Origin of the sequence: Sphingomonas sanguinis NBRC 13937 (assembly GCF_001591005.1) — a bacterium.
GTDB classification, from domain to species: domain Bacteria; phylum Pseudomonadota; class Alphaproteobacteria; order Sphingomonadales; family Sphingomonadaceae; genus Sphingomonas; species Sphingomonas sanguinis.
In genome coordinates this window covers 33,333-59,019 of sequence record NZ_BCTY01000011.1, presented here as the reverse complement: position 1 = coordinate 59,019, position 25,687 = coordinate 33,333, and the positions used below count along the sequence as shown (strand labels likewise).

The window sequence follows — 25,687 nt, the reverse complement described above, 5'->3', positions numbered from 1 at the left end:
AGTCAGCCCAGATCGCCACCGGCCACGGGCAGGACCGAGCCGGTGATGTAGGAAGCCTCGTCCGAGGCCAGGAAGAGGATCGGCGCGATCTGCTCGTCCAGTGTGGCATAGCGCCCCAGGAAGGTGGAGCTGGTGACCTGCTCCACCGCCTCGGCCATCCACGCCTGTTCGCGGGCGTCGTCGCCATTCGGGTTGCGTGGCACGATGCGCGGCGGTGCCTGCGTACCGCCGGGCGCGGTCGCGACGACGCGGATGCCGGCCGCGCCATATTCCATCGCGAGTGCTTGGGTGAGGGCGTTGATCCCGCCCTTCGCCGCCGAATAGGGAACGCGCCGGATGCCGCGCGTCGCGTTGGACGACACGTTGACGATCGTGCCGCCGCCCTGGCCCAGCATGATCGGCAAGACGGCGTGACAGCCCCACAGCGTCGGCATCAGCGAACGGCGGATTTCCGCCTCGATCTGCTCCGGCTCGAAGGCGGCAAAGGGACGCATGCGGATTGCGCCGCCGACATTGTTGACGAGGATGTCGACGCGACCGAAGGCGGTAACCGCCGCGGCCATCGCGGCGGCCGCTCCGTCATGGGTTTCGAGGTCGCACACGAAGAACGCCGCCCGCTCGCCCGCTTCCTGCGCCACGTCGGAGACGAAGTCGGCGCGGTCGACCAGCAGGACGGCGGCACCCTCGGCGGCGGCGCGCAGCGCCACGCCGCGCCCGATGCCCTGGGCGGCCCCCGTCACCACCATCACCTTGTCGCGAAAGCGTCCGGCGAACGTCATGCCGCCACCGCGACCGGTGCTTCGCTCGGCGCGAACTTCTCATAGTGGAAATGCCGGGGCTCGACGCCCTTGTCGCGCAGGAAGATCCGCACCGCCTCGACCATCGGCGGCGGCCCGCACAGATAGATATCGCAATCGCCCGCGTTCAGATGCGTATCGGTCAGATGATCGGTGACATAGCCCTTCAGCGGATGCGCGCTCTCGGGATCGGCGACGCACGCGGTCCAGCTCAGCGAGGGGAGGCGGGCTGCCAGCGCCTCGATCCGTGCGACCTCGACCATATCGCCGTCCCGGGTCACGCCGTAGATCAAGTGGAGCGGCTGGTCCGTGCCCGTATCGGCCAGCACCTCCAGCATCGACAGGATCGGGGCCAGGCCGGTGCCACCCGCCAGCAGGATCGTCGGCCGCTCGACCGCCCGCAGGAAGAAGCTGCCCTGGGGGCCGACGAAGCTCATGCGCGCGCCGGGCTTGGCGATGGATGTCAGCCATCCGCTCATCAGCCCGCCGGGCATGTTGCGGATCAGGAAGCTGGCCTCCACCGCGCCGGGTTTGGAACTGAAGGAATAGGCGCGGTGCTGGTCCGTGCCCGGCACCGCCAGATTGACATATTGGCCAGGCAGGAAGCCGAGCGCGGCGGGATCGTCCAGCCGCAGGGTGAGGAGGATTGTGCTGTCGGACACCAGGTCCACCGCCGCCACCATGCCCTCATGCACGGTAGGCTTCACCTTGCAGGCGGTGGAGGGGACGGGCACCGCGACGACGCAATCGGACGAGACGCGCATCTGGCAGGTCAGGACCAGCCCTTCCTCCGCCTCGTCGGCGGTTAGCGCCTCGTCGATATAGTCGTCGCCGAGATCATAGGCGCCCTGTTCGCAGCGGCATTTGCAGGTGCCGCACACGCCGTCGGAACAGTCCATCGGCAGGTTGATCCTCTGGCGGAACGCGGCGTCCAGCACCGTCTCACCCGGGGCGCAGGTGATGAAGCGCGTCGCGCCATCCTCGAAGTTCAATGCGATACGGTAGCCCATGATATCCTCTCCGGGCGCCGGGCATCAGACGTGATAAACGTCGATCACCTGGCGGATATAGTCGTTCTTGAGGACGACCTTCTTGTTGGTGATGAGCGGCTGCGCGCCGGTCGCGTCGATCGTGTAGAAGGACGTGCCGAAGAAGCTCAGCGTCTCGTTGTAGCGGTGGCTCAGCGTGTGCCAATTGAACCGCACCTGCATCTGCCCGTCCGCCTCGCCGAGAATCTCGACGTTCGATACGGTGTGGTTGGTGCGCGGCTCGGGCATGCTCGCCCCCGATCGCTCGGTCTTGATCCGGAAGACCCGGTCTTCCAGCCCGGTGCGATCGGGATAGTAGATAAGCGAAATCTCGCGCTGAGGGTCCTCCACCAGCATGTCGTCATCGTCCCAGGCGGGCATCCAGAAGACCGCGTGCGGGGCGTAGCATTCCAGCCACTCATCCCACTGCCGATCATCAAGCAGCCGCGCCTCGCGGTAGAGGAAGGCGAGAAGCCGGTCGTAGGTCAGGCTCATGCCGCCACCTCCAGCCGGTCGACCGGGCGCAGCGTGGCACCACCATTCCCGCCACCGTCACGGTCGATCGCGGCGATCAGCGACTGCGCCCAATATTCATGCTGGCGGACGAACAGCCCCTCGTCCTCGCTGCGCTCGCCGCTGAGCAGCGGTTCGATGCCCATGGCGCGCGCGTTTCCGTCCGGCCCGGCGATCCAACGCGTCGCCCCGCGGCTCAGGTCGTTCCACAGTTCGCCCGCGCCCTCATAGGCCTTCTGGCAAGAGCGGAATTCCTCCAGATCGTCGGGCGTGCCCATGCCGCTGACGTTGAAGAAATCCTCATATTGCCGGATGCGCAAGGCGCGGTCGGCGTCGCTCTCGCCCTTCGGCGCGAAGCAATAGATGGTCACTTCGGTGCGATCGACCGAGATCGGGCGGACGACGCGGATCTGGGTCGAGAACTGGTCCATCAGATAGACGTTGGGATAGAGGCACAGATTGCGTGTCTGCCCGACGATGAATTCCGCGCGCTCCTCGCCGACCCGTGCCGCCAGCGCCTCGCGATGCGCATAGATCGGGCGGACCTCGGGGTTGAGCAGCTTCGTCCAGAGCAGGATATGGCCGTGGTCGAACGCATAGACGCCGCCGACGCTCTTGGACCAGCCATCGACATCGACCGCCTTGATCGAGTCCTCCGCGCGGCGGTTGGCGGTCGCCGCATAATTCCAGTGGACCGCACTGACATGATAGCCGTCGGCACCGTTTTCGATCTGCAGCTTCCAGTTGCCGTCATAGACATAGGTCGAACTGCCGCGCAGCACCTCCAGCCCGTCGGGTGCTTGGTCGACCATCTGGTCGATGACCATGCGGGTCGAGCCGAGCCAGTCCTCGAGCGGCGGTACGTCGGCGTTCAAGCTGCCGAACAGGAAGCCGCGATAATTCTCGAACCGGGCGACGCGGGTCAGGTCGTGCGACCCCTCGGTGTTGAACCCGGCGGGATAATCGCCGGTCTTGCCGTCCTTGACCTTCAGCAGCTTGCCCGCATTGCTGAAGGTCCAGCCATGGAACTGGCAGGTGAAGCTGCCCTTGTTGCCATGCTTGCGACGGCACAGCATCGCGCCGCGATGCGCGCAGGCGTTGATGACGGCGTTCAGCGTCCCGGTCTTGTCGCGGGTGATGATGATCGGCTGGCGACCGATATGGGTGGTGAGATAGTCGTTGTTCTCCGGGATCTGGCTTTCATGCGCCAGATAGACCCAGTTGCCCTCGAAGATGTGCTGCATCTCCAGCTCGAACAGCGCGGGGTCGGTAAACACGTCGCGGCGGCATCGGAAGGCCCCGGTGGCGGGATCGTCGACGACGGCGGTGGCAAGGCGTTCGCGAAGGTCGGTCATGACAATATCCTTCCGGGGATCAGGCGACGGCCAGACGGGCGCGGTGCGAGAAGGCTTCCTCCTCGGCATCGTCGGCGCGCTGGAGCTGAAAATCGAAGGCGATGTGCGCGGTGTCACCCTGGCGGTTCGGCACCGGCAGCAGCCCCTCGCGGGTGCCGAACGCGAAGTCGTCGGCGGCAAAGGGATCGTCGCCGAAATTGATCTGCGTCGTCAGCTGGCGATAGCCGGGTGCCTCGATGAAGAAATGGACATGGGCCGGGCGGTTGCCGTGGCGGCCGAGCACCTGCATCAACCGGTCGGAGGCACCGCCGGGCGGCACGCTATAGCCGTTGGGCATCTTGGAATGGAACGCATAGCGCCCATCGTCGCCCAGCCGGATGCGGCGGCGGTTGTTGAACGGCGTCTGCTCGCCGGTGGGATCGAAATGCGAGTAGAAGCCCTTGGAATTGGCGTGCCAGACATGGAGGATGGCGTTCGTGACCGGCTCGCCGTCCGGTCCCGTGACCCGTCCGGCCATGTAGAGCGTGTCGGTATCGTCGGGATCGTCGGTCAGGTTGGCGTCATTGTCGACCAGCGGCGCGCCCTCGACATAGAGCGGCCCCTCGATGGTGCGGGGCGTGCCGCCGGTCTTGCCTGCCTCGGCGTCCTTGGCGTCCATATAGAGGTCGAGGAAATGTTCGAGGCCGACGCCCGGCATCAGCAGCCCGAACTCGCCCGCGCCGTTCTGGAGGAAGTTGACCGCGCCCCAGACTTCGTTCTCGTCGATGTCGTGCTTGACGATCAGCACCATCAGCGATTCCACCAGGTCGCGCAGGATCGCCTTCACGCGCGGATCGCCCTTGTCCGAGGCCGTGCCCGCGACGCGATCGAGCAGATCCTGGATGGCGGGAGTTTTCACGAAGCTGATATCCATCACACTCTCCTATATTCTGTCTGTCCGGCCGCTCGTCGGCGGTCCTGCGGTTCCGATCGTCAGCGGTCGTCGTGGAGGGACGAGGGGTGGCGGCACAGCGCCGTCACGCGGATCGTCATGAAGGGGTAGAGCGGCAGGCTCATCAGAATGTCGTGCAACTCGGCGTTGGAGCCGACATCGAAGATGCTGACATTGGCGTATTGGCCCACCACCCGCCAGATGTGGCGCCAGGTGCCCGCGCGTTGCAGCTCCTGGAAACGTGCCTTCTCGGCGGCCTTGAGCCGTGCCGCTTCCTCGGCATCGAAGCCGAGCGGAATGTTGACATCCATTTCGACGTGAAACAACATGGTTCAACCTCTTCCCGCGACGACATGAAGGGTAGGGGAGCGCCGATCGCGCCGGTGGAACGCGACGCGGTCCTCGTCCAGCGCTATGCCCAGGCCGGGGCCGGTCGGCACGCTCAGGTGGAAATCGGCGTAGCGCAGCGGCTCGGCCAATATATCTTCGGTCAGCAGGAGTGGGCCGAACAACTCGGTCCCCCAGGCCAGCGACGGCAGGGTCGCGCAGAGATGCGCCGACGCCGCGGTGCCGACCCCGCCCTCCAGCATCGTACCTCCATAGAGTCCGATGCCACCCGCCTGTGCGATCGTGGCCACGGCATGGGCCGGGAGCAGGCCGCCGGACTGGGCGATCTTGACTGCGAAGACCCGCGCCCCGCCGCACGCCGCAATGGCGAAGGCGTCCGCGGGCCCGTGCAGTGCCTCGTCCGCCATCAGCGGGACGACATGTTTGGCGGACAGCCGGGCCATGGCGGCATGATCGTGCCGCGCGACCGGCTGTTCGACCAGATCGACGCCCGCCTCCTCCAGCAGTTTCATGCCGAGATCGGCCTGCGCCTCGCTCCAGTTCTGGTTGACGTCGACGCGCACGCTGCCCCGGTCGCCGACCGCGCGCTTGATCGCGGCGACATGGGCGACATCGGCGCGCACGTCGCGCTTGCCGATCTTGAGCTTGAAGATGTTATGCCGCCGCTCGGCCAGAACCCGTTCGGCCTCCTCGATGTCGCGCGCGGTATCGCCGCTGGCCAGCGTCCAGGCGACCGGCAACCGGTCGCGGATCGCGCCACCGCCGATCAGCGCGGAGACGGGCACGCCCAGCCGCTTGCCCGCCAGGTCCAGCAGGGCGGTTTCGACCGCGCATTTGGCGAGGTGATTGCCGAAGACGCTCTTGCCGATCTTGGCCATCGCCGCCCCGACCAGTGCCGGGTCGCAGGTTTCGAGAACGGGAGCGATATAGGTGTCGATGGCGAGCTTGATGCCCTCCGGGCTTTCCTCGCCATAGCTGAGGCCGCCGATGGTCGTGCCTTCGCCAACCCCCTCGATGCCGTCGGAGTCGCGCAGCCGGACCAGCACGATCGACTGGTGGTGCATGGTGGCCATCGCGAGCACGTGCGGCCGGATCGTCGGGATGTCGACGATATAGGTATCGATCTCGACGATCGTGGCCATAACCTCTTCCTATCCAGTTTTATCCGAATTTCCCCGGAAACTAGGCTTGGCGGTCTGGACGCGCAAAGATCATTATGGTCTTCTGGCGATACTTGGAGAGTATGATCCTATGGACCTGCGTCAGCTTCGCTACTTCGTCACCGTGGCCGCCGAGCGGAATTTCAACCGCGCGGCTGAACGGTTGCATATGGCGCAGCCGCCGCTCAGCCGGTCGATCCAGCAACTGGAGGCGGAGGTCGGCGCGACCCTGATCGACCGGACGAGCCGACCGCTCGCGCTGACCCCGATGGGGCAGCTGTTGCACGATCAGGCGGTACAGGTGCTGCGGCGCGTGGATGACATGCGGACGATGATGGATGCCGCGATCGCGACCGACCGGCGACGGTTCACCATGGGCTTCGTCGCCTCCACCATCTATGCGCGCCTCCCCGCGCTGATCCGCGAGTTCCGGGCCGAGATGCCCGATGTCGAGCTGACACTGGTCGAAAGCCCGACGCTGGACCAGATCGCGGCGTTGAAGGAGGGGCGGATCGATATCGGTTTCGGCCGTATCCGCTTCGACGATCCGGCGGTGCGGCGCACCGTGCTCCGGCGGGAGTCGCTCGTTGCGGCGGTCCCGATGGGAAGCCATTTGGGTCAGGACGGCGGACCGATATCCCTGTCGGCCCTGGCGCGCGAAAAGCTGGTTCTCTATCCCAGCGCATCGCGTCCCAGCTATGCCGATCAGGTCCTGTCGCTGTTCCACGATAATGGCCTGAGCCCGAACCAGATCGTCGAGGCGCGCGAGTTGCAGATCGCGATTGGTCTGGTCGCCGCCGAAGAGGGGGTGGCGGTGATCCCGGAGTCGGTACGCAAGGCGCGGACCGAGGATGTGCGCTATCTCGATCTCGTCGAACCCGCCCATTCGCCGATCATCATGAGCCACCGGGTCGGCGACGCCTCGCCCGAGTCGCGCGCCGTTCTGCGGATCATCGCCCGCAAATATACCGAGTGGGGCTATGGCGTACCCGAAGCGCTGCTGGCGGACCATGAATAGCACACGGCTGCCACCGACCCGCCGGCTTTGGAGAGGATGACAGGATGGACATACGGCAGCTGCGCTATTTCGTAACCGTTGCGCAGGAAGGCAATTTCACCCGTGCCGCCGAGCGTCTCCACATCGCACAACCGCCGCTCAGCCGCCAGATCCAGCAGATCGAGGAACGGGTCGGCGCGACCCTGATCGATCGCTCCGCCAAGCCGCTGCGGCTGACGCCGATCGGCCATCTCGTCTATGATCAGGCGATCAGCATCCTGGCGCGCATGGCCGATATGGATGCGATGATCGCGAAAGCCGTGGTGTCGCAGCAACGGCGCTTCGCGATCGGCTTCGTCGCGTCCACCATCTATTCGCGCCTCCCCGCGATCATTCGGGCCTATCGGGAGGCGATGCCCTCGGTCGACCTGTCGCTGATCGAGGGCGGCACGCTGTCGCAGATCGCCGCGCTGAAGGACGGGCGGATCGATGTCGGCTTCGGGCGAATCCGGTTCGAGGATGACGCCGTGGCGCGGGTGGTGCTGCGCGAGGAACCGCTGATCGTCGCGCTTCCGGCCACGCACCCGCTGACGGCGGGGGGCGGGGTGTCCCTGGCGTCGCTGGCGACCGACCCGCTGATCCTGTATCCCAATGCACCGCGGCCCAGCTATGCCGATCAGGTCGTCGGCCATTTCCGCGACCTTGGCGTGACCCCGGTGATCGCGCACGAGGTCAGCGAGTTGCAGATCGCGATCGGGCTGGTCGCGGCTGGGGAGGGGGTCTGCATCGTCCCGGCCTCGGTTCGCCGGTCGCGGGTCGACGGCGTCCGCTATCGCCCGCTGGTCGAACCGGTCGCATCGCCGATCATCATGAGCTTTCGCAAGGATGACCGCTCGCCCGAACTGGTCGCCATGGCGGCGGTGATCCGCGAGCGGTACGGCGCCTGGGATTATCCCATCCCCGACGCGATCCTGCGGATGACCGGGGGTGGCGAAGAGGCGTGATCCGGCCAACCTTTTGGGTATGGCCATCATATGGAGTTGGTGTTGGACGCATGATGCACCTCCCGACATTCTGCCCCCACGAAAGCGAAATCGCTTCGGGACAAGTCGCACGACAGATAGCGACGGCAGATGGAGAGGAAGCGGAAAATGGCTTCAATACCATATGGATATACGCGAGCCTTGCGAAAGGGCGGGGTGCTCGCCGGTGTTGCGGGATTGTGCCTGATGCTGCCGAGCGTGGCGCAGGCCCAGCAGTCGCCGGACGGCAAGGAGCGGCGATTCTATGTTCGGCTCAGCGCGGCGCGTGTCATATTCGACGAAAAGGCGGATGTGAAGATTGCCGGGGAGCCGCTGCCGGGTGCCAACGCCACCGCGTCGAACAACAACGGCGTCAGCCTCGATATCGGCTATTTCCTGACCCCCAACGTGTCGGTCGCGGCGACCGTCGGCGTGCCGCCGACCAGCACGCTGACCGCATCGGGAACGCTGGCGGGGGCGGGCACGCTGGGTAAGGTGACTTATGGTCCTGGCCTCTACAGCGTGCGTTATCATTTCGGGCGTCCGGGCGGGGTGCGGCCTTATATCGGCGGCGGCCTGAACTGGACGATCATCTTCAAGACCGAAGACGGCGTGCTGAAGGATTTCCGCACCAGCAATACCGTCGGTCCTGCGATCACGGGCGGCATCGATGTGCCGCTCAACGAGCGGATCGGTGTGTTCGGCGCGGCCAGCAAGGTCTGGACCAGCACCAACGCCCGCTTCCGGCTCGGCACGCCGAACGGCTTCGTGCCGGGTACGGCGCGCGTCCAGCTCAATCCCCTCATCGCGCAGGTCGGCCTGCAATATCGCTTCTGATCCCCCCGGCTCGAACAGGAAGACATGTCATGACCGTCACCGATATCATCCTGATCCACGGCGCCTGGAACCGCGGCGCCTGCTATGACGCGGTCGTCCCGCTTCTCGAAGCGCGCGGCTACCGCGTCCATGCGCCCGACCTGACCGGCCATACGCCCGGCGATGGCGGCCATTTGTCGGTCGTCGACATGGAGCATTATACCCGCCCAGTCGCTGACATCCTGGCACGGGCCGAGGGGCAGTCGATCCTTCTGGGGCACAGCATGGGCGGTGCATCCATCTCGTGGCTGGCGCAGCACCATCCCGACAAGGTGGCCGGGCTGATCTACCTGACCGCGTTCCTCACCGCGCCCGGTGTAACGCCGGAAACCTTCGTCCTGCCCGGCGAGCCCAACCGGGGCACGCCGCACGCGCTGGACCTGATCCAGCCGGTCGACGAGGGACGTGGGCTACAGGCGGATTTCTCGCGACTGGAACGGTTCCGCGAAGTTTTCATGGGCGATTATCCCGGCGAGGGAATGCCGCCTGCCGAACAGTTCATCCAGACCCAGTCGACCGTGCCCTTTGGCACGCCCAATCCGATGGAGGGGCGCGCGCTGGAAATCCCACGCCTCTATATCGAGGCGCTGGACGATGTCGGGATTCCGATCGCCGTGCAGCGTCAGATGCAGAAGGAGTTCCCCGGTCCGGTCGCGGTCGTGTCGCTGCCGGCCAGCCATGCGCCCTATTACTCGATGCCCGAACGGCTGGCCGAGGCGATCGCCGATTTCGCCGATGCCCCGGCCGAGTATCGCCAGACGGCGACGGCTGCGTAAGGACCACGGAGGCTATCCATGAAGATCGCGATCATCGGCGCCGGTATCGGCGGATTGACCCTTGCGCTGGCGCTGCGGGCGCGGGGGATCGAGGCGACGCTGTACGAACAGGCGGTGGAACTGAGCGAGATCGGCGCGGCGGTCGCCCTGTCGGCCAATGCCACCCGTGAGCTGCAAAGGCTGGGCCTGATCGACCAGCTGGAGCGGACGGGGGTCGAGCCGACCGAGCTGATCTACCGTGACGGGCTGTCCGGTGATCGCCTGGCGGCCCATGCGGTGCGCAAGGGCGGTGCCTATCGCGATCGGTTCGGCGCGCCCTATCTCGGCATCCACCGTGCCGATCTGCAGACGACGCTGGGCCGCGCGGTCGGGGCGGAGCATATTCATCTGGCGCACCGGCTGGAGCGGATCGAGACGGTGGGCGAACGGGTGGCGCTCCACTTCGTGGGACGCGATCCCGTCGAGGCCGATATCGTCGTGGGTGCCGACGGTGTTCGCTCCATCACCCGGCAATGGGTGGGCGGGCAGCCGCTGCGTTATTCCGGGACGAGCGCGTTTCGCGGCATCGTGCCGGTCGAGCGGCTGGACGCTTTGCCCGATCCCCAGGCGATTCAGTTCTGGATCGGCCAGGACGCCCATCTGCTGCATTATGCGATCGGCAGCGATGGCGGGCACGTCAACTTCTTCGCGGTGGTGGAGGGCCCCACCGCCTGGTCCGGTAGCGGCGGGACGGTGCCGATCAAACCGGGGGAGGCGGTGGCGGCCTTCGCCGACTGGCACCCGGCCGTCCGACAGATGGTCGCGGCGGGCGATGTGGAGCGTCGCTGGGGCCTGTTTGTCGCGCCGCCGCTTCGCCACTGGCATCGCGGGCCGGTCGTGCTGATCGGCGATGCCGTCCATGCGATGCTGCCGCATCACGGGCAGGGCGCGAATACGACGATCGAGGATGCCATCACGCTGGCGACCATGCTCGACGGACTGACGTCATCCAACCGCGACGCACGCTTTGCCGCCTATCAGAAGGAGCGCGCGCTGCGCACACGTTTGATCCAGCGCAGCTCATGGGACGCCAATCGCGCGCTCCATACCGATGCGGGCCTTCCCGATGCGACCCGGCACCGTGCGATGCATCGCTTCCCCGAACGCTATGGCTGGATTCACAAGTTCGATGCGTCCGCGCGATTGTCAGGCGTCCCAGCCAGCCGTGCGATGCGCTACTGACGGAATTGGCCACCGTTCGTCCGACCGGTGGCGTAACGGCATGGCACATGGGCGTCCGAGAGACAGGCTGACGACGCCACTCGGCGGGTGCCCGATCGGCCGAAGCGAGCGCTCGCTCAAGAATGATCGAGCGTGGGGTCTTCCGGCCGCAGGCGGCTTCCGAAAGGCGGAGGTGCCGACACCGGGCTGATGCCGAACATCAGGGGAGGTGACCGACCCTGGCCTGCCCGATCGACATCCCGTTTTCGCGCCTCATATGCGCGCGCAGAGGGTGCGTGAGGCGCAGGCGGGGTCGGCGCCAGACCGGCACGTCATTCGTCTCCATCCGGTGAGTTAACCCACCCATGGAATGATGTCCGGGGAGCGGGTCACCCTCTCTGCGTGCTTGAATGACGGGACGATTGAGGCTGCTTGTCACGCGCGGCCATCTCTTCTCCCGATTGCAACAGGCCAACCCATGATGCCACTGACAGATTGTCCAAGTGACATGACACGGCGTTCACGATAACGACCCGATCGTGCAGGCTTTCCGGCATATCCTGGCGCAACGCCACCTCGCGGTGCTGATTTGTGCCGCCGCGATGCTGTTGAAGCTGCTAGTGCCCACCGGCTACATGATCGCGTCCGATCACGAGCGGATCACCCTCACGATCTGTTCCGGTATGGCGGCTCAGCCTGAGGCGATGGTCATGCCAGGCATGGATCAGCCCATGGCCATGGCGCAGGGCACCATGCGCGACAAAGGCAAGTCGACAGATCACGGCAAGCCTGAAATGCCCTGTGCCTTTGCGGGTCTGTCCGCCCAGGTTATGGGGGCCGTCGACGTCGTGCTGCTGGCCGTCGCGCTTGCCAGCGTCGCGATCATGGCGCTGCGTTCGACGCCACGCATCGCACCGCTTGCCGCCCCCTATCTGCGACCACCCCTTCGCGGTCCTCCGCTTTCGGTCTGACGAATTGACCGGGAAACCGGCCAGCTAAACCGTCGTCGCGCAGTCCTGTCGGCTGCCGCGCGAACCATGTCTCCTGTCGTTGTTCGGTCGCGCGCGATCGACGATGCGGGGCCTAGAGCCAGCTCGAAAGCAAATCCCATGTTCCAAAGCACCATATTCGGTGTCGCCGCGCTGTGTGTTGCGACCTCGGCGGTCGCGCAAGTCGCGCCCGCTCCCTTCAGCCTGCCACCGCTTCCCTATGCCGCCGCTGCGCTGGAGCCGGTGATCGACGCCCAGACGATGACGCTTCATCACGATCGCCACCACCAGGCCTATGTCGACGCGCTCAACAAGGCCGTCGCAGCCGATCCGGCGCTGAAGGGCCAGTCGCTTGACGCGCTGGTCGCAAAGGCCGGGACGCTGCCCGTCGCTGTGCGCAACAATGCTGGCGGCCACTGGAATCACAGCTTCTTCTGGAAGACGATGGCCCCGCCCGCGCAGGCAGGACAGCCGTCGCCGGCGCTTGCCGCCGCGATCGATCGCCAATTCGGCTCGCTCGCCGCGTTCAAGGCGGCGTTCAAGGAAGCCGGGACCAAGCGGTTCGGCTCTGGCTGGGTCTGGCTGGTGGCGAAGGCCGACGGCACGCTCGCCATCACTTCGACGCCCAATCAGGACAATCCGTTGATGGATGTGGCGGAGGTCAAAGGCACGCCGATCCTTGGCAACGATGTGTGGGAACACGCCTACTACCTCAAATACCAGAACCGACGGGCCGATTATCTCGATGGCTGGTGGCAGGTGGTCGACTGGAAAACGGTGTCCGATCGCTACGCCGTGACGCTCACGCGCTGATCCGCCGCCGAACGCCGAAGGATCGATCATGACCTTTCGTGTCGCGTCGAAGCTTGTCGCCGCGCTGACCGCGCCTGCTGTCGGCCACGGCGCCTCGTGCGGCCAAGGTCGAGATCCACACGATGTCGCTCGAAGGCGGCAACGTGCGGATGCGTCCGCTCGCCGGAGGCGTCGACATCCCGGCGGGTAGCGAGGCGACGCCGCCCCCGGCGGCAACCACATCATGCGGATCGGACTGACCGCGGGCTTTTGCGCAAGGGCCGAGGCTTTGGCCCGGCTCTGCATGGCCTGACGCATCCGTTCACAACCATAACGAACACATTCGGCCCGTGACGAAGCGGGTCTTGGGGGATACTATGCCGAAGACCGGTTTGATGGTGGCGGCCGCCACCTCCTGTTTCCTGATCGCTGCGCCGTCCACCGCGCAGCAGCGCGACGATGCACCCGCCCGCGCCGATACCCAGGTCACGATCGGCGGAGACGAGGTTGTCGTTACCGCGAAGTCCATGGCGCGCTCGACCGCCAACGTCCTGACCTCGGTCGACGTGCTGAGCGGTGACGTCGCGCAGCGCCAGAATGTCGACAATGCCTGGGAGCTGTTCGCCCGGGTGCCCGGCGTTGTCCTGACCGACTTCAACCAGGGCACGACCTCGGGCCGCTTCTCGATCCGCGGGTTCAACGGCGAGGGCGAGATCAATGCGGTCAAGCTGCTGATCGATGGCGTGCCGTCCAACGACAATGCCGGGCGGATGGACTTTATCGACTTCATCTCCCCGCTCGACATCGCCTCGGTCGAGCTGGTGCGCGGCACGTCCGATCCGCGCTGGGGGCTGCACGCGATCGCTGGTAGCGCCGATATCAAGACGCGGATCGGCGGCAACTATCTCGACGCGCGCGGCATCGTCGGCGCTTTCGGCACCTATGATGCGCAGATGTCGGCCGGGGTCGAGGCCGGACGGCTGAGCCAGAATTATCTGCTGTCCTATCGGCGGAGCGATGGTTTCCGCGACCATGCCGATCTCGACCGGCTGAACTTCGCGGGCAAGTGGTTCTACGACTTCGGCCCCGCCAAGCTCGGCCTGATCGCGCGTCACAGCCGTAGCGAGGCGGATGAGCCCGGCTATCTGACCGATGCCGATGCCTATACAGACCGACAGCGTTCCTACGACGTGTCCGCAACCGACGGTGGCAGGCGCGAACTGGGCCAGTACAGCCTGCATCTCGATGCCGATCTGGCGCGGGACCTGTCGCTGACCGCAATCGGCTATGCGACGACCAACCACGACAATCGCTATGTCCGCTTCTCGGCGAATGTCCCGCAGCAGCAGCGTCTGACCGACGAAGGCCATTATGGCGTGATGACCGGCCTGCACTGGCATGCGGCCGACTGGCTGATGGCCGAGGCGGGCGGCGACGTGCAGTGGCAGCATAACCGGAGCCTGCGCTGGACCACCAACCGGCGGATCATCACGGCCGCCACGCGCGACCAGAATTTCGACCTGACCGTGGGCGGAGGCTATGTGCAGGCGATCGTGACCCCGGTGCGCTGGCTGACCATCACCCCGGCATGGCGGATCGACCGGGTCGGCGGGTCTTTTACCAACCGGCTGAATGGCCTCAGCTACCCGGTCAATGATTACGGCACGATCAGCCAGCCCAAGCTGTCGGTCGCGGTCACGCCCGTCCCCGGTCTGACCGCCTATGGCAATTTCGGCCGGACCTTCCAGATCGGCGCAGGCTCGGGCGCCTATGTCGTGCCGCCGCGCGTGCGCGATGTCGCCGCCTCGATCAACGAAGGCTTCGAGGGCGGCATCAAGCTGTCACAGGGCCACTGGCTGACCGCCCGCGCGGCGGTGTGGCAGCAGACCGCGACCGGCGAGCTGAAGCGCCGCCTCAATGACCCGTCCGGCGAGTTCGACAATCTAGGCGCCACCCGTCGTCGTGGCTTCGACCTGGAGGCAAGCGTGCAGCCGCTCCCCGGCCTGTCGGCCTGGGCCAGCTGGTCGCACCAGAAGGCGATTATCCGTGTGCCCGATCCGGCCGCGCCGCTGACCGCGGGCAACGAGATCGACCACGTCCCAAGGAACGTCTATACCGCCGGGATCGAATGGGCGCCGACAACCCTGCCATGGCGTGCTTCGCTCTGGGGTAATGGCCAGTCCTCCTACGAGCTGAACACCGCCAACAGCCAAGGGCGTTACGGAGAATATTTCCAACTCACCGCCGAACTGGCGTACCGCATCACGAAGGCGATCGAGATATCGGCGCAGGTGCGCAACCTGACGAACGATCGATACGAATATGTCTGGTACGATGGCACGCAGCGCTTGCACGCGCCCGCCGATCCGCGCAGCGTCTTCGGCGCGGTCCGGGCACGGTTCTGACGATGCAGGCGCGAGTGGTACCCTTCAGGCGATCATGCGGTGAAGGCCGAGATTCTTGGTCGACAAGATATCCCATGCGGACCCCCATTGGCGCGAAGGGGCTGGCCAGTTTCGATTCCAAGATGAAGGGCGTCGAGCGAATGTGTTGATCGGCGGATCGGGTCCGGTTTCAATTGGCTTGCAGCGGTCGAGATCGATTTCCCGCGATAGGCCATGTTGCGGTCTTGCCGCCCCATCAGGCGGAGATGACCTCGCACGCCGGACCCGATCACCGCTCGGCGGCGATGGCCTGGACGAACTGACGTGGCGACTGGCCCAGCACGCGTTTGAAGGCCGCGCCAAAGGCGCTCTCTGAGTTGTAACCTACCGTCGGTGCCACCATTGCAAGCGTCGTACGCCCCTGCGCCAGTCGGTCGGCGGCCAGCATCATGCGCCACCGGGTCAGATATTCCAGCGGAGGCTCGCCGACCGTTTCCTTGAAGTGTGCGGCGAAGCTCGACCGAGACATGCCGGCAGTTCTGGCAAGGTTCGCGAGCGTCCAGGGTTTCGCCGGATCGGCATGCATGGCGGAAAGTGCGGCGCGCATCCGCAAGTCGCCCAGCGCCGCCAGCCAGCCCCGCGCTTGCCCAGGCGCGTCTGCCAGGTGCAGACGAAGTGCTTCGACCAGCAATGTCTGGGCAAGATGCCCGGCAATCAACGCGCTGCCGAGTTGGGGTTCTCGCAATTCCTGCATGAGCCGATCGATCAGCACTCCGAGCGCGGCCCGACCCGCCTCCGATCGAATGTGGACGGCCGCTGGCAGCACGTTGAGGAGCAACTCCGTATGTCGACCCTCGAAATCGAAGAAGCCGCCAATGCCAAAACAGTCGCCGCCCCCATTGATGGTGCCCGTCGTTCCGACGGGAAAGCTGGGGAAGAACTGGAAGGCATTGATCGGCTCGGCCGCAGTGGAGGTGTAGAGCCTGAACGCTGAGCGGCCGGGCAGAAGGACAACATTGCCCGCACCGAGCCGTACCGGGTCGCCGCCCCCGTCGAGCAGCATCCAGCAGGTGCCGGACTCGATCGCATAAGCCTTGATCCCCGCACTGGCCGGGAAATGCAATTGCCAGTTCCCGCCTGCATTGAGGCCGCGAAGCCCGAAGCTGGTAGGCTTGAGCAGCCTCAGCACATCCGACAAAGGGTCCATCGTCATAGCTGGACGATGGCGACGATTTGGCGGACTCTGCAAGCTGGATCGTCCGGTATCATGCGCTTAACTGTGCTCCACCAGCGCGCTTGGCGCGTGTCATACCGGATGCACCATCGTGACCGATAACGTCACTCTATGCCTGTCAGCCAAGCGGAGTCCTTATGGGAAGGGATGGGGCCATGCCCTCGCTCACTCTCGATAATCGCAAGGGCAAGCGCGGCCGGCCTGCCCTTGCGATCCTCGCCGCTATTTTGCCCATCGGGGTGGGGTTGATTTCGCTGCGCTACGGCCTGCCCGGCAAGCCGGGCGCTGCGCCGCTGCCGAATGTCGCCATCCATCCGGTTGCGCTGACGCTGCATGCGGTGCCAGCCGCGCTGGCGCTGATCGCGGTGCCGTTCCAACTGCATCCGGGCTTTCGGGCGCGGCATAGACTGGCTCATCGCCGGATCGGTCGAGCCTATGTCGGACTGGTGTTCGTGGCCGCGCCTGCGGCCCTTTGGATCGCGCCATCGGCGCTGGGCGGGGCGATCAGCGCAGCGGGCTTCACCGCCCTCGCTCTTGGCTGGATGGCGACGACGGCACGGGGCTTGACCGCCGCGAGAGGGGGGCGCTTCGCCGACCACCATGTGTGGATGACACGCAGCGCCGCCCTGGCGTTGTCCGCGGTGACGCTCAGGCTATACCTGCCGCTTGCAAGCTTGGCTGGCACCGATTTCGTGATGGCCTATCGCGCGGTTTCGTGGGGGTGCTGGGTGCCCAATCTGATCGTTGCGGAGTGGTGGCTCAGAGCCCGTGGGCTCGCGAGCGGGGCCCTTTGAGCCGATGCCCGTCGCCTAAGAACGGCAATCGGTGCTCGTGCCGGCGGGGAGGGCGAACGATTCCGGCGACCGGAAGGACCGCTGCCCCTCTAACCTCAAAGGTCAAAGTCCCCGCCGCGCGCTCCCCCATTTCTCGTCGATCCCAGCGAGTGAATCTGCAGGAGTTCCATCAGGGAGGTGGCGCCCAGCTTCTGCATCATTCGGGCGCGCCTGGTCTTGACGGTGATCTCGCTGATGGTCAGTCGGTCCGCAATCTGTTTGATACGAAGGCCCTCGACGGTCAGGCGCATGACGTCCCATTCGCCGTCGCTCAGGCTCGCCAGGCGGCGGGCGGCGTCGGCGACGGCGCGGTCCGCTCGTCGGCGCACCCCGTCCTGGCGAATCGCGGCGTTGACCGCGTCGATCAGATGCTGGTCGTTGAACGGCTTGGCGATAAAGTCGACCGCACCCGCCTTCATCGCGCGCACCGCCATGGCGATGTCGCCGTGCCCGGAGACGAAGACGACCGGCAGGCGGTTACCCTCAGCCGTCATGGTGGCCAGCAGGTCGAAGCCGCTGCTGCCTGGCATGCGCACGTCCAGCACCAGGCAGCCGGGACAGGCGGGATCGTCCCGCTCGCGAAACTCCGTCACCGAGGCGTAGCCGCGTGTGGCTAGTCCGACAGAGGCGAGCAGATCGGCCACGGCCTCCCGCACCGACAATTGATCGTCGACGATCCTGACGAGCGGTTCGAGCTGGTCGGCGTCAGCCATTCGCGTCGTCCCGCGTCACGGGAAGGCGCAGCTCGAACACCGCGCCCACGCCGCCCCGCGGACGGCATTCCAGGGCGCCGCCATGCGCTTCTGCGATGGTTCGGCTGATCGTCAGACCGAGCCCGACGCCACCTTCCTTGCTGGTCCAGAAGGGCTCCCACAGATGCCCCGCCGCCTCCCGCGACAGTCCGGCGCCGGTATCCGCGATACTCAGGGCGACGGCGCGGTCCTCCCGTCTCACCGCGACATGGATGCGCCGCTCGGCGGCACCGTTCTGGCCCAGGCTTTCGATCGCGTTGATCAACAGGTTGAGGATAATCTGCTGAATCTGCACCCGATCGCCCCAGACCATCGGGCCTTCGTGAGGCAGGTCGAGGTCGAGGCGGATCTGCTGGCGGTCGAGTTCGGCGCGGGCGATGGCGACGCTCTGCTCGACCAGGTTGCCCATGTCGGTCCATTCGGGCGTTGCCGCCTTGCGGCTGGCCAGGCGACGCACGCCTGCCACGACATCCCCGGCGCGCGCGGCGTCGCGGCTGATCCGGTCGAGCGACTCCTTCGCCTTGCCCAGGTCGGGCGGCGTTGCCTCCAGCCAGCGCCGACACGCGCCCGCACTGCCCGCGATGGCGGCGAGCGGCTGGTTGACCTCATGCGCGATTGAGGAGGCCAGCTCGCCCAGATTGCCGATCCGCGACAGACGACGCAGATGCTCTCGCGCTTCGTGCGAGGCGGCCTCATGCGACAGCGTGCGCAGACCGAGATAGCCGGTGGTGACGATAGCGACGATGCTGATGACCAGATTGACGACCCCCGCTTCGGTCATGCCGGACCGCGTCAGGGGCGTACCGAGCATGGTCAGGAACACGCATCCGGCCGCCAGCGCCATCACCTGATTTCGCGGAAACGCCCGAAGCGACAGCAAGACCGGCACGACATAGAGGACGGCGACCGCGATCACCCGGTCGGTCAGGACGTCGGCCACGAAAATGACGAGGATCAGAAGAGTGACCGCCGCACGGGTCACCCAGTGAAGGGCGCGGGCATCGGCCTGTAGGGAGTCCTTGCGGGGCATGGTGCCTCTTATCGACTCGATCGGCTCTCCGTCGAGCCGCAGTGGCATATACCAAAGTATAGCTCAGCCATATCACTGGGCGATTGCCGGTAAACCCGACTTCTCCCTACCGGCCTCGCGCATGACCTGCTTTCCCCCTTACGGGCGGTTTCGGACCGCGCTTGCCCCTATCGGCCTGGCACTGATGCTGGGCGCGTGTTCGTCATCTCCCAACATGGGGCCAGCGCGGAACGACACGCGGCACCCCGGCGAGTTCCGGCCAACCGATCAGCAATGGGGCAACCTGCATTTCGTGAAAGCAGTCGGCGACCAATATGCGCCCGCGCTGCTGACCGACGGACAGATCGCGACGGATGACGACCGCACGACGCAGCTCTTCTCGCCCTTCACCGGCCGGATTTCGCGCATCTTCGTCAAGCCTGGCGATGTCGTTCGGCGTGGCCAGCCCATCTATGCCATCGCGGCTTCCGAACTGGTACAGGGCCGCAGCGATATCGCGACCGCCGAGGCTGCCGTCGCTGCGGCGCGCAAGGCGCTGACCACCGCCGAAGCCAATGCGGCGCGTCAGCAGGCGCTGCTCGCGGTGCAGGGCGCGGCCCAGCGCGACGTGCAGCAGGCGCAGTCCGACTTGGCGAGCGCACACAGCACGCTGGCGAGCAGCGAGGCGCAGCTGTCGGCGGCGCGCGGGCGGTTGCAGGTGCTGGGCATGGGCGGCACGGCCGGTCACGGCCGCGACGAAGCGATCGTCCGCAGCCCCATCGATGGCACCGTCACCGTGCGCAATGCCGGGATAGGCCAATATGTCGAAAGCGCCGCCTCAGGCGCGAGCACGCCGCTCTTCACGATCAGCGACCTGTCCCATGTCTGGCTGGTCGCCAATGTGCGCGAAGCGGATGCTGGCAAGCTGAGGCAGGGAGCGACGCTGTCGGTGACCGTCCCGGCGTTTCCGGGACGCAATTTCGGCGCGCGCGTCTATTACATCGCGCCGGTCGTCGATCCGAACACACGCCGTATCGTGGTGCGCGCGCAAATCGCCAACCCCGACGGCGCGCTGCGCCCCAACATGTTCGCCACGGCGCGACTGTCGGATGGAGCGCCCGTGCAGGCGGTCGAGATTCCAGCAATGGCCGTCCTCTATGAAGGTGACGATGCGCATGTCTGGGTCGCGCATCCCGAACGCCACAGCCTGTCGCTGCGCGCGATCCGCACGGGCACCAGCACGGGCGATGCGGTGACGGTGACCCAGGGGCTGGCACCAGGCGAAGAGGTCGTCACCGCAGGATCGGTCTTCATCGACCGCGCGAACGGCGGAGACTGATCCGATGGGTGCCGTCGTCCAATTCGCGCTGAAGCGCCGCTGGCTCGTCCTGCTCTTCCTCGTCATCATGCTGGGGACGGGGGGCTTCGCCTTCAGCCGCCTGAATATCGAGGCCTATCCCGATCCCGTTCCGCCGCTGGTCGACATCATCACCCAATATCCGGGTCAGTCGGCCGAGGAGATCGAGCGCAACATCACCATCCCGATCGAGATCCAGCTGGCGGGCATTCCGCATGTGAAGACGGTGCGCACCATCTCGCTGTTCGGTTTGTCCGACGTGAAGGTACAGTTCACCTACGACTATAGCTATGAAGAGGCCGAGCAGCGGGTCATCAACAAGCTGAGCCAGCTGTCGCCGCTGCCCGGCGGGGTGCAGCCGCAGCTGTCGCCCGAAAGCCCGATCGGTGAAATCTATCGCTACCGCGTGGTCGGCCCGCCCGGCTATTCGGTGACCGACCTGAAGACGATCGAGGACTGGATGCTGGAGCGCCGGTTCAAGGCGGTGCCGGGTGTCATCGACGTGTCCGGCTGGGGCGGCAAGACCAAGACCTATGATGTCGCGCTCGACAAGCAGGCGCTCATGGCCAATGGCCTGACGCTGGGCCAGGTGCTCCAGGCACTGAACAACGCCAATATCAATGTCGGCGGCCAGACGATCGACCTGGGGCCCAAGGCCGCGATCGTGCGCGGCGTCGGCCTGATCCAGTCCCCCGACCAGATCCGCAACACCTTCCTGAAGACGGTCAACGGCGCACCCGTTTTCGTGCGCGACGTCGCAAAGGTCGAGGTCGGCCATCTGCCGCGCCTGGGCATCGCGGGCCAGGATCAGGACAATGATATCGTCGAGGGCATCGTTCTGATGCATCGCGGCGAGAAAAGCTCACCCACCATCGCCGCCGTCGAAGCGGAAGTGCAGAAGATCAACAACTCCAACATCCTGCCGCCTGGCGTCCATATCGAGCGCATCTATGATCGCAGCCAGCTGATCGACCTGACCACCCACACGGTCATGCACAATCTGCTGTTCGGGGTGATCCTGATCTTCCTGATCCAGTGGATATTCCTCGGCAATCTGCGCAGCGCGATCGTGGTCGCCGCGACCATCCCCTTCGCGCTGTTCACCGCCGTCATGATCCTGGTCGCGCGCGGCGAGTCCGCCAACCTGTTGTCGGTTGGTGCGATCGACTTCGGCCTGATCGTCGATGCGACCGTCATCATGGTCGAGAATATCTTCCGCCACTTGTCCGAGGCGCCCAACGTCAAATTGCGCAAGGACAAGCTGATGGCGCGCAAGATCGCGGTCATCGCAGAGGCGAGCGGTGAGGTGAACCGCGCCATTTTCTTCTCGGCGGCGATCATCATCATGTCGTTCCTGCCGCTGTTCACCCTGACGGGGATCGAGGGGCACATCTTCGGACCGATGGCGCGCACCTATGCCTATGCGATCGCGGGTGGACTGGTCGCGACCTTCACCGTTTCACCCGCCCTGTCGGCGATCCTGCTCGGCCTGGACCTAGAGGAGCGGGAGACAGCGATCGTGCGCTGGCTGCACTCGGTCTATCATCCGCTGCTGCATCTGGCGCTGCGGGCGCGGGCGATCACGCTGACCATCGCGGGTGCGCTGTTCCTGCTCGCGATCGTGGCCGCGCATGGCCTGGGCCTGGAGTTCCTGCCGCATCTGGAGGAGGGCAATCTCTGGATTCGCGCGACCATGCCGCAATCGGTCTCGTTGGCGGCGGGCGACGACTATGTGAATCATATGCGGCGTATCCTCGCCAGTTACCCGGAAGTCGCGACCGTCATCTCGCAACATGGTCGCCCCGATGACGGCACAGATGCCACGGGATTCTTCAACACCGAATTCTTCGTGCCGCTCAAACCGCGCAGCGAATGGCCGAGTGGCATGACCAAGGAGACGCTGACCGACGACATGAACCGCAAGTTGGCGGCGAGCTTCGCCGGGGTCGACTTCAACTTCTCGCAATATATCGAGGACAATGTCGAGGAGGCCGCCTCGGGCGTGAAGGGCGAGAATTCGGTCAAGCTCTACGGCAACGACCTGGAAAGCCTGCAACGCACCGCCGAGGCGGTAAAGGCGGCGATGGCGAAGGTGCCGGGCATCACCGACCTGTCGATCTTCAACTCGCTGGGCCAGCCGACGGTCAGGATCGATGTCGATCGCGAAAAGGCGGCGCGATACGGGCTGGCGCCGGGCGACGTCAACGCCGTGGTGCAAGCGGCGATCGGCGGCCAGGCGGCGGGCAATCTCTACGAGAAGGGCAGCGACCGGAACTTCCCGATCATGGTTCGTCTGAATACCGCGCAACGCGCAACACTCGATGACCTGCGTGCGATTCCGATCGGGGTCAGCAATGCGGCGGGCGGCACGACGCAGGTGCCGCTGGCGGATGTCGCCACCGTCAAGCTGATCTCCGGCCCGTCCTTCATCTACCGCGAGCAGCAGACCCGCTACATCCCGATCAAGTTCAGCGTGCGGGGACGCGATCTGGGCGGCGCGGTCGCCGACGCGCAAAAGGCGGTTGCGACCCAGGTGAAGCTTGGCGATGGTCAGCATTTGGAATGGGTGGGCGAGTTTGGCGACCTTCAGGCCGCGCTCGACCGGCTGGAGGTCATCGTGCCGATCACGCTGGTCCTGATCGGGCTCCTGCTGTTCCTCCACTTCTCCTCGATCACCGAAACGCTGCTGGTGTCGAGCGTCCTGCCGATGACCGTTATCGGCGGTATCTTCGCCTTGGCCCTGACGGGTACGCCGTTCAGCGTGTCCGCGGCGATCGGCTTCATCGCGTTGTTCGGTATCGCGGCGATGGAGGGGGTGATCGTGCTCTCCTACTTCCACGAACTGGTCGGACGCGGGATTGAGCGGAGCGAGGCACTGGTTCAGGCAGCGGAGACGCGGTTGCGGCCGGTCCTCATGACCTGTCTGGCGGCCTGCCTCGGCCTGCTGCCCGCTGCCATGTCCACCGCGATCGGCGCGCAGGTTCAACGGCCATTGGCACTGGTGGTGGTCGGCGGCATCCTGCTTGCGCCTGCGTTGATCCTGCTGGTGCTGCCGGTCCTGATCGAGATGTTCTCGCCCGCCGGACGGTCTGACCCCTTCCTCGAAGACGATGATGCGGAGGAGGCGAACTGATGCGCCGCAAAGCCTGCCTGACGTTCGCGCTGCTGCTAGGCGGCTGTGCGGTCGGCCCCGATTTCCGCACCCCCGCCCCGCCGAGCGCAACCGGCTACACACCGACCGCGTTGCCCATACAGATCGATGGCGCATCGGTCGCGGGGGGTGAGGTGCAGCGGTTTCGCTGGGGCGGCGCCGTCTCCTATCGCTGGTGGATACAGTTCGGCTCGCCAGCGCTCGATGCGCTGGAGGCGGACGCCCTCGCCCATAACCCCGACGTGGAGAGCGCCAAGGCGGCGCTCCGCGCGGCGCGGCAGACCTACCTGGCGCAGCGCGGCGGCCTGTTCCCCAGCGTTTCGGCCAATGGTCAGGTCGAGCGGCAGAAGAACTCCAATGTCTTGCAATCGCCGCTGAACGACAATTCGGACATCTTCACCCTCTACACACTCGGCGCCACCGCCAGCTACACGCCCGATCTGTTCGGCGGCATCCGGCGCGGGGTGGAAGGTGTAAAAGCACAGGCCGAGGCCCAGCGCTTCCAGACAGAGGCGGCGTTCCTGACGGTCACGACCAATGTCGCCAATACCGCGATCGCGCTCGCCAGCCTCGACCGCCAGATCGCGATGACGCAGGACGTGATCGCCGCAGATCGCCGCTATCGCGACATCGTACAGACGCAGTGGAAGCTGGGCGCGGCAAGCGGCGCAGATGTGGCGGCGGCACAACTCGCGCTGTCGCAGGCAGAGGCGACCTTGCCGAGCCTGGCCAAGCAACAGGCGCAGGCGCGCGACTTTCTGGCCGTGTTGACCGGTCGGTATCCGGCCGAGCATTTCGTCGCGCCCGATCTCGATACGTTGCATCTGCCCGCCGAACTGCCCGTCTCACTGCCGTCCGAACTGGTCGCGCAGCGCCCGGACATCCGTGCGGCCGAGGCGAATCTCCATTACGCATCGGCTCAGGTCGGGGTCGCCATTGCGGCGCGGCTGCCGAGTTTCTCGATCAACGGCACGGCGGGCGGCACGTCGACAGGGCTCTCGACGCTTTTTCGCAACGGTAATCCCTTCTGGTCGCTGACCGGCGGGTTGCTCCAGCCGATCTTCGAGGGGGGTACGCTCCTCAAGCGTCAACGCGCGGCCGAAGCGACACTGGACCAGGCCAAGGCACAATATAGGTCGACCGTGCTGTCGGCGATGCAGAATGTCGCCGACGTGCTTCAAAGTGTGTCCGCCGATGCGCAAGGACTGCGTGCGGCGGTGCAGGCGGATGCGGCGGCACGCCGCGCGCTCGACATCGCCCAGGCGCAGGCCCGGCTCGGTCAGCTCAGCGGCGCGGCGACGCTCAATCTACAAGCGGCCTGGCTGGGTACGCAGAGCGCCCTGGTCCAGTCGCGTGCCCAACGCCTGACCGACAGCGTGCTTCTCTACCAGGCGCTGGGTGGTGGCTGGCAGGGAAGGGGCTATCATGAGCTGCTGCCGGTTACGCGGGCACGAAGTTAAGTTGGCCGGTCGACCTGCTCCGCATTTGCTTGGACGAGGCGACGCCGATGACCAGGCTGGCAATCATCACCGAGCTTTGCTCCGGACAGCGGATCGGCGATTGCATTCGCATGCAATATGGCTGGATCACGGCCGGGATCATGGAATTCACCCAGGAAAAGATTCGCAAGGGCGGCGTGACGAAGGACGTGGCGGTGCCGATGCACTTTTTATGGATTGAGGAACTGGCCAAACTGCCGAAAAAGTCCGTGACGCTACTGTATGAGCGCACCGGCGCGCCGTTCAAGACGACCGCCGCCATTCAAGAGCGCTTGCGCAAGCTGATGGACAAGGAACCGGTACGCGAAGTGCTGGAGGATCTGATCGCGCGCTAGACGATTAAGGAGGGCGCAACCTTCACGTTCCATGGCCTGCGCAAGAACGCCTGTTGCTACCTGCTCGAGACGGGGCTGAACGATAGTGAAGTTGGCTCAATCTTGGGCATGTCGCCCGAGATCGTCCGCCACTATGGTAAGCGCACGCGCGCGCTCATAGTCGCCCGTGGCGCGGCCGACCGGAGGCAAAGTCATAGGTTTGTCGGGGGTAAAAATCGCTAATGCGACAGCCGAGAATGGCTGATTTCCACCAATGGTGACCCCTACGGGAATCGAACCCGTGTTTCAGCCGTGAAAGGGCCGCGTCCTAACCGCTAGACGAAGGGGCCATCGGGTGGCGTGGAGGGGC

At 65.7% G+C, this 25,687-nt stretch carries 24 protein-coding genes and 1 tRNA gene; 14 read left to right on the top strand and 11 right to left on the bottom strand.

Annotated features, from left to right (window positions below; all coding sequences use genetic code 11):
* Positions 1 to 2: 2 nt before the first annotated feature.
* From benD to SSA01S_RS07345, 7 genes are read right to left on the bottom strand one after another with little or no spacing between them, the layout of a single operon-like run.
* Positions 3 to 779, bottom strand: a complete 777-nt coding sequence (gene benD / locus SSA01S_RS07375) for a benzoate diol dehydrogenase BenD (protein ID WP_061779864.1) — start codon at positions 777 to 779, stop codon at positions 3 to 5.
* Positions 776 to 1,807, bottom strand: coding sequence for a benzoate 1,2-dioxygenase electron transfer component BenC (gene benC / locus SSA01S_RS07370; RefSeq protein WP_061779863.1), 1,032 nt, complete (start codon positions 1,805 to 1,807; stop codon positions 776 to 778). The genes benD and benC overlap by 4 nt, the downstream gene beginning before the upstream one ends.
* Positions 1,808 to 1,831: 24 nt before the next feature.
* Positions 1,832 to 2,320, bottom strand: a complete 489-nt coding sequence (gene benB, locus SSA01S_RS07365; RefSeq protein WP_061779862.1) for a benzoate 1,2-dioxygenase small subunit — start codon at positions 2,318 to 2,320, stop codon at positions 1,832 to 1,834.
* Positions 2,317 to 3,693 (bottom strand): Rieske 2Fe-2S domain-containing protein, encoded by a 1,377-nt coding sequence (locus tag SSA01S_RS07360; protein ID WP_061779861.1) that lies wholly within the window; start codon positions 3,691 to 3,693, stop codon positions 2,317 to 2,319. The genes benB and SSA01S_RS07360 overlap by 4 nt, the downstream gene beginning before the upstream one ends.
* Before the next feature lie 19 nt (positions 3,694 to 3,712).
* Positions 3,713 to 4,606, bottom strand: coding sequence for a dioxygenase family protein (locus SSA01S_RS07355; RefSeq protein WP_061779860.1), 894 nt, complete (start codon positions 4,604 to 4,606; stop codon positions 3,713 to 3,715).
* Between the two features lie 59 nt (positions 4,607 to 4,665).
* Complete coding sequence (gene catC / locus SSA01S_RS07350) at positions 4,666 to 4,953, bottom strand: muconolactone Delta-isomerase (RefSeq protein WP_061779859.1); 288 nt, start codon at positions 4,951 to 4,953, stop codon at positions 4,666 to 4,668.
* Between the two features lie 3 nt (positions 4,954 to 4,956).
* Positions 4,957 to 6,114, bottom strand: coding sequence for a muconate/chloromuconate family cycloisomerase (locus SSA01S_RS07345; protein ID WP_061779858.1), 1,158 nt, complete (start codon positions 6,112 to 6,114; stop codon positions 4,957 to 4,959).
* Between the two features lie 109 nt (positions 6,115 to 6,223).
* On the opposite strand from SSA01S_RS07345, the gene SSA01S_RS07340 reads away from it, so the two are divergent.
* The 9 genes from SSA01S_RS07340 to SSA01S_RS07300 all read left to right on the top strand — a co-directional run bounded on the left by SSA01S_RS07340 (position 6,224) and on the right by SSA01S_RS07300 (position 15,189).
* A complete protein-coding gene (locus SSA01S_RS07340; RefSeq protein WP_061779857.1) occupies positions 6,224 to 7,150 on the top strand; it encodes a LysR family transcriptional regulator in 927 nt (308 codons plus the stop codon).
* 44 nt (positions 7,151 to 7,194) lie between these two features.
* Positions 7,195 to 8,133, top strand: a complete 939-nt coding sequence (locus SSA01S_RS07335; RefSeq protein WP_058733481.1) for a LysR family transcriptional regulator — start codon at positions 7,195 to 7,197, stop codon at positions 8,131 to 8,133.
* Positions 8,134 to 8,358: 225 nt separating this feature from the next.
* The gene (locus SSA01S_RS07330) at positions 8,359 to 8,988 is read left to right on the top strand and encodes an OmpW/AlkL family protein (protein ID WP_061779856.1); all 630 of its coding nucleotides are present in this window, start codon (positions 8,359 to 8,361) and stop codon (positions 8,986 to 8,988) included.
* Between the two features lie 29 nt (positions 8,989 to 9,017).
* The gene (locus SSA01S_RS07325) at positions 9,018 to 9,803 is read left to right on the top strand and encodes an alpha/beta fold hydrolase (protein WP_061779855.1); all 786 of its coding nucleotides are present in this window, start codon (positions 9,018 to 9,020) and stop codon (positions 9,801 to 9,803) included.
* Between the two features lie 18 nt (positions 9,804 to 9,821).
* Complete coding sequence (locus tag SSA01S_RS07320; RefSeq protein ID WP_061779854.1) at positions 9,822 to 11,024, top strand: FAD-dependent monooxygenase; 1,203 nt, start codon at positions 9,822 to 9,824, stop codon at positions 11,022 to 11,024.
* A 518-nt stretch (positions 11,025 to 11,542) separates the two neighbouring features.
* The gene (locus tag SSA01S_RS07315) at positions 11,543 to 11,974 is read left to right on the top strand and encodes a DUF2946 family protein (protein ID WP_061779853.1); all 432 of its coding nucleotides are present in this window, start codon (positions 11,543 to 11,545) and stop codon (positions 11,972 to 11,974) included.
* 138 nt (positions 11,975 to 12,112) lie between these two features.
* Positions 12,113 to 12,805 (top strand): superoxide dismutase, encoded by a 693-nt coding sequence (locus SSA01S_RS07310; protein ID WP_061779852.1) that lies wholly within the window; start codon positions 12,113 to 12,115, stop codon positions 12,803 to 12,805.
* Positions 12,806 to 12,879: 74 nt separating this feature from the next.
* Complete coding sequence (locus tag SSA01S_RS19050; RefSeq protein ID WP_082794983.1) at positions 12,880 to 13,044, top strand: copper chaperone PCu(A)C domain-containing protein; 165 nt, start codon at positions 12,880 to 12,882, stop codon at positions 13,042 to 13,044.
* A 117-nt stretch (positions 13,045 to 13,161) separates the two neighbouring features.
* Positions 13,162 to 15,189 (top strand): TonB-dependent receptor, encoded by a 2,028-nt coding sequence (locus tag SSA01S_RS07300; RefSeq protein WP_061779850.1) that lies wholly within the window; start codon positions 13,162 to 13,164, stop codon positions 15,187 to 15,189.
* A gap of 268 nt (positions 15,190 to 15,457) precedes the next feature.
* Here SSA01S_RS07300 and SSA01S_RS07295 read toward each other — a convergent pair whose 3' ends face one another.
* Positions 15,458 to 16,381 (bottom strand): AraC family transcriptional regulator, encoded by a 924-nt coding sequence (locus SSA01S_RS07295; protein WP_240954580.1) that lies wholly within the window; start codon positions 16,379 to 16,381, stop codon positions 15,458 to 15,460.
* A 176-nt stretch (positions 16,382 to 16,557) separates the two neighbouring features.
* On the opposite strand from SSA01S_RS07295, the gene SSA01S_RS07290 reads away from it, so the two are divergent.
* Entirely contained in the window at positions 16,558 to 17,196 is a 639-nt protein-coding gene (locus tag SSA01S_RS07290; protein WP_061779849.1) for a DUF2306 domain-containing protein, read from the top strand.
* Between the two features lie 95 nt (positions 17,197 to 17,291).
* Here SSA01S_RS07290 and SSA01S_RS07285 read toward each other — a convergent pair whose 3' ends face one another.
* Both SSA01S_RS07285 and SSA01S_RS07280 read right to left on the bottom strand, forming a co-directional pair.
* Entirely contained in the window at positions 17,292 to 17,948 is a 657-nt protein-coding gene (locus SSA01S_RS07285) for a response regulator transcription factor (RefSeq protein WP_061779848.1), read from the bottom strand.
* Positions 17,941 to 19,017, bottom strand: a complete 1,077-nt coding sequence (locus SSA01S_RS07280) for a sensor histidine kinase (protein WP_061779847.1) — start codon at positions 19,015 to 19,017, stop codon at positions 17,941 to 17,943. The genes SSA01S_RS07285 and SSA01S_RS07280 overlap by 8 nt, the downstream gene beginning before the upstream one ends.
* A 121-nt stretch (positions 19,018 to 19,138) precedes the next feature.
* Between SSA01S_RS07280 and SSA01S_RS07275 the strand changes: the two genes are divergently transcribed.
* The 4 genes from SSA01S_RS07275 to SSA01S_RS07260 are packed head-to-tail and all read left to right on the top strand — an operon-like array spanning position 19,139 to position 25,338.
* Positions 19,139 to 20,335 carry an efflux RND transporter periplasmic adaptor subunit gene (locus SSA01S_RS07275; protein WP_167348897.1) on the top strand — a complete coding sequence of 399 codons (1,197 nt, stop codon included), beginning with the start codon at positions 19,139 to 19,141 and terminating at the stop codon, positions 20,333 to 20,335.
* A 4-nt stretch (positions 20,336 to 20,339) separates the two neighbouring features.
* Positions 20,340 to 23,486 carry an efflux RND transporter permease subunit gene (locus tag SSA01S_RS07270; RefSeq protein WP_061779845.1) on the top strand — a complete coding sequence of 1,049 codons (3,147 nt, stop codon included), beginning with the start codon at positions 20,340 to 20,342 and terminating at the stop codon, positions 23,484 to 23,486.
* On the top strand, positions 23,486 to 24,964 hold the full coding sequence (locus SSA01S_RS07265) for an efflux transporter outer membrane subunit (RefSeq protein ID WP_061779844.1): 1,479 nt from the start codon (positions 23,486 to 23,488) through the stop codon (positions 24,962 to 24,964). Before SSA01S_RS07270 ends, SSA01S_RS07265 begins: the two co-directional genes overlap by 1 nt.
* Positions 24,965 to 24,993: 29 nt before the next feature.
* Positions 24,994 to 25,338 carry a site-specific integrase gene (locus tag SSA01S_RS07260; RefSeq protein WP_061779843.1) on the top strand — a complete coding sequence of 115 codons (345 nt, stop codon included), beginning with the start codon at positions 24,994 to 24,996 and terminating at the stop codon, positions 25,336 to 25,338.
* Between the two features lie 254 nt (positions 25,339 to 25,592).
* Here SSA01S_RS07260 and SSA01S_RS07255 read toward each other — a convergent pair.
* Positions 25,593 to 25,667, bottom strand: a tRNA-Glu gene (locus SSA01S_RS07255).
* Positions 25,668 to 25,687: the final 20 nt, after the last annotated feature.

Coding starts and splice junctions, on each gene's coding strand:
- SSA01S_RS07310 (WP_061779852.1), top strand. CDS start 12,113: ATGTTCCAAAGCACCATATTCGGTGTCGCCGCGCTGTGTGTTGCGACC.
- SSA01S_RS07270 (WP_061779845.1), top strand. CDS start 20,340: ATGGGTGCCGTCGTCCAATTCGCGCTGAAGCGCCGCTGGCTCGTCCTG.
- SSA01S_RS07300 (WP_061779850.1), top strand. CDS start 13,162: ATGCCGAAGACCGGTTTGATGGTGGCGGCCGCCACCTCCTGTTTCCTG.
- SSA01S_RS07355 (WP_061779860.1), bottom strand. CDS start 4,606: ATGGATATCAGCTTCGTGAAAACTCCCGCCATCCAGGATCTGCTCGAT.
- SSA01S_RS07320 (WP_061779854.1), top strand. CDS start 9,822: ATGAAGATCGCGATCATCGGCGCCGGTATCGGCGGATTGACCCTTGCG.
- benB (WP_061779862.1), bottom strand. CDS start 2,320: ATGAGCCTGACCTACGACCGGCTTCTCGCCTTCCTCTACCGCGAGGCG.
- SSA01S_RS07285 (WP_061779848.1), bottom strand. CDS start 17,948: ATGGCTGACGCCGACCAGCTCGAACCGCTCGTCAGGATCGTCGACGAT.
- SSA01S_RS07345 (WP_061779858.1), bottom strand. CDS start 6,114: ATGGCCACGATCGTCGAGATCGATACCTATATCGTCGACATCCCGACG.
- SSA01S_RS07330 (WP_061779856.1), top strand. CDS start 8,359: ATGCTGCCGAGCGTGGCGCAGGCCCAGCAGTCGCCGGACGGCAAGGAG.
- SSA01S_RS07280 (WP_061779847.1), bottom strand. CDS start 19,017: ATGCCCCGCAAGGACTCCCTACAGGCCGATGCCCGCGCCCTTCACTGG.
- SSA01S_RS07275 (WP_167348897.1), top strand. CDS start 19,139: ATGACCTGCTTTCCCCCTTACGGGCGGTTTCGGACCGCGCTTGCCCCT.
- SSA01S_RS07290 (WP_061779849.1), top strand. CDS start 16,558: ATGCCCTCGCTCACTCTCGATAATCGCAAGGGCAAGCGCGGCCGGCCT.
- SSA01S_RS07325 (WP_061779855.1), top strand. CDS start 9,018: ATGACCGTCACCGATATCATCCTGATCCACGGCGCCTGGAACCGCGGC.
- benC (WP_061779863.1), bottom strand. CDS start 1,807: ATGGGCTACCGTATCGCATTGAACTTCGAGGATGGCGCGACGCGCTTC.
- SSA01S_RS07295 (WP_240954580.1), bottom strand. CDS start 16,381: ATGACGATGGACCCTTTGTCGGATGTGCTGAGGCTGCTCAAGCCTACC.
- SSA01S_RS07335 (WP_058733481.1), top strand. CDS start 7,195: ATGGACATACGGCAGCTGCGCTATTTCGTAACCGTTGCGCAGGAAGGC.
- benD (WP_061779864.1), bottom strand. CDS start 779: ATGACGTTCGCCGGACGCTTTCGCGACAAGGTGATGGTGGTGACGGGG.
- SSA01S_RS07360 (WP_061779861.1), bottom strand. CDS start 3,693: ATGACCGACCTTCGCGAACGCCTTGCCACCGCCGTCGTCGACGATCCC.
- catC (WP_061779859.1), bottom strand. CDS start 4,953: ATGTTGTTTCACGTCGAAATGGATGTCAACATTCCGCTCGGCTTCGAT.
- SSA01S_RS07265 (WP_061779844.1), top strand. CDS start 23,486: ATGCGCCGCAAAGCCTGCCTGACGTTCGCGCTGCTGCTAGGCGGCTGT.
- SSA01S_RS07340 (WP_061779857.1), top strand. CDS start 6,224: ATGGACCTGCGTCAGCTTCGCTACTTCGTCACCGTGGCCGCCGAGCGG.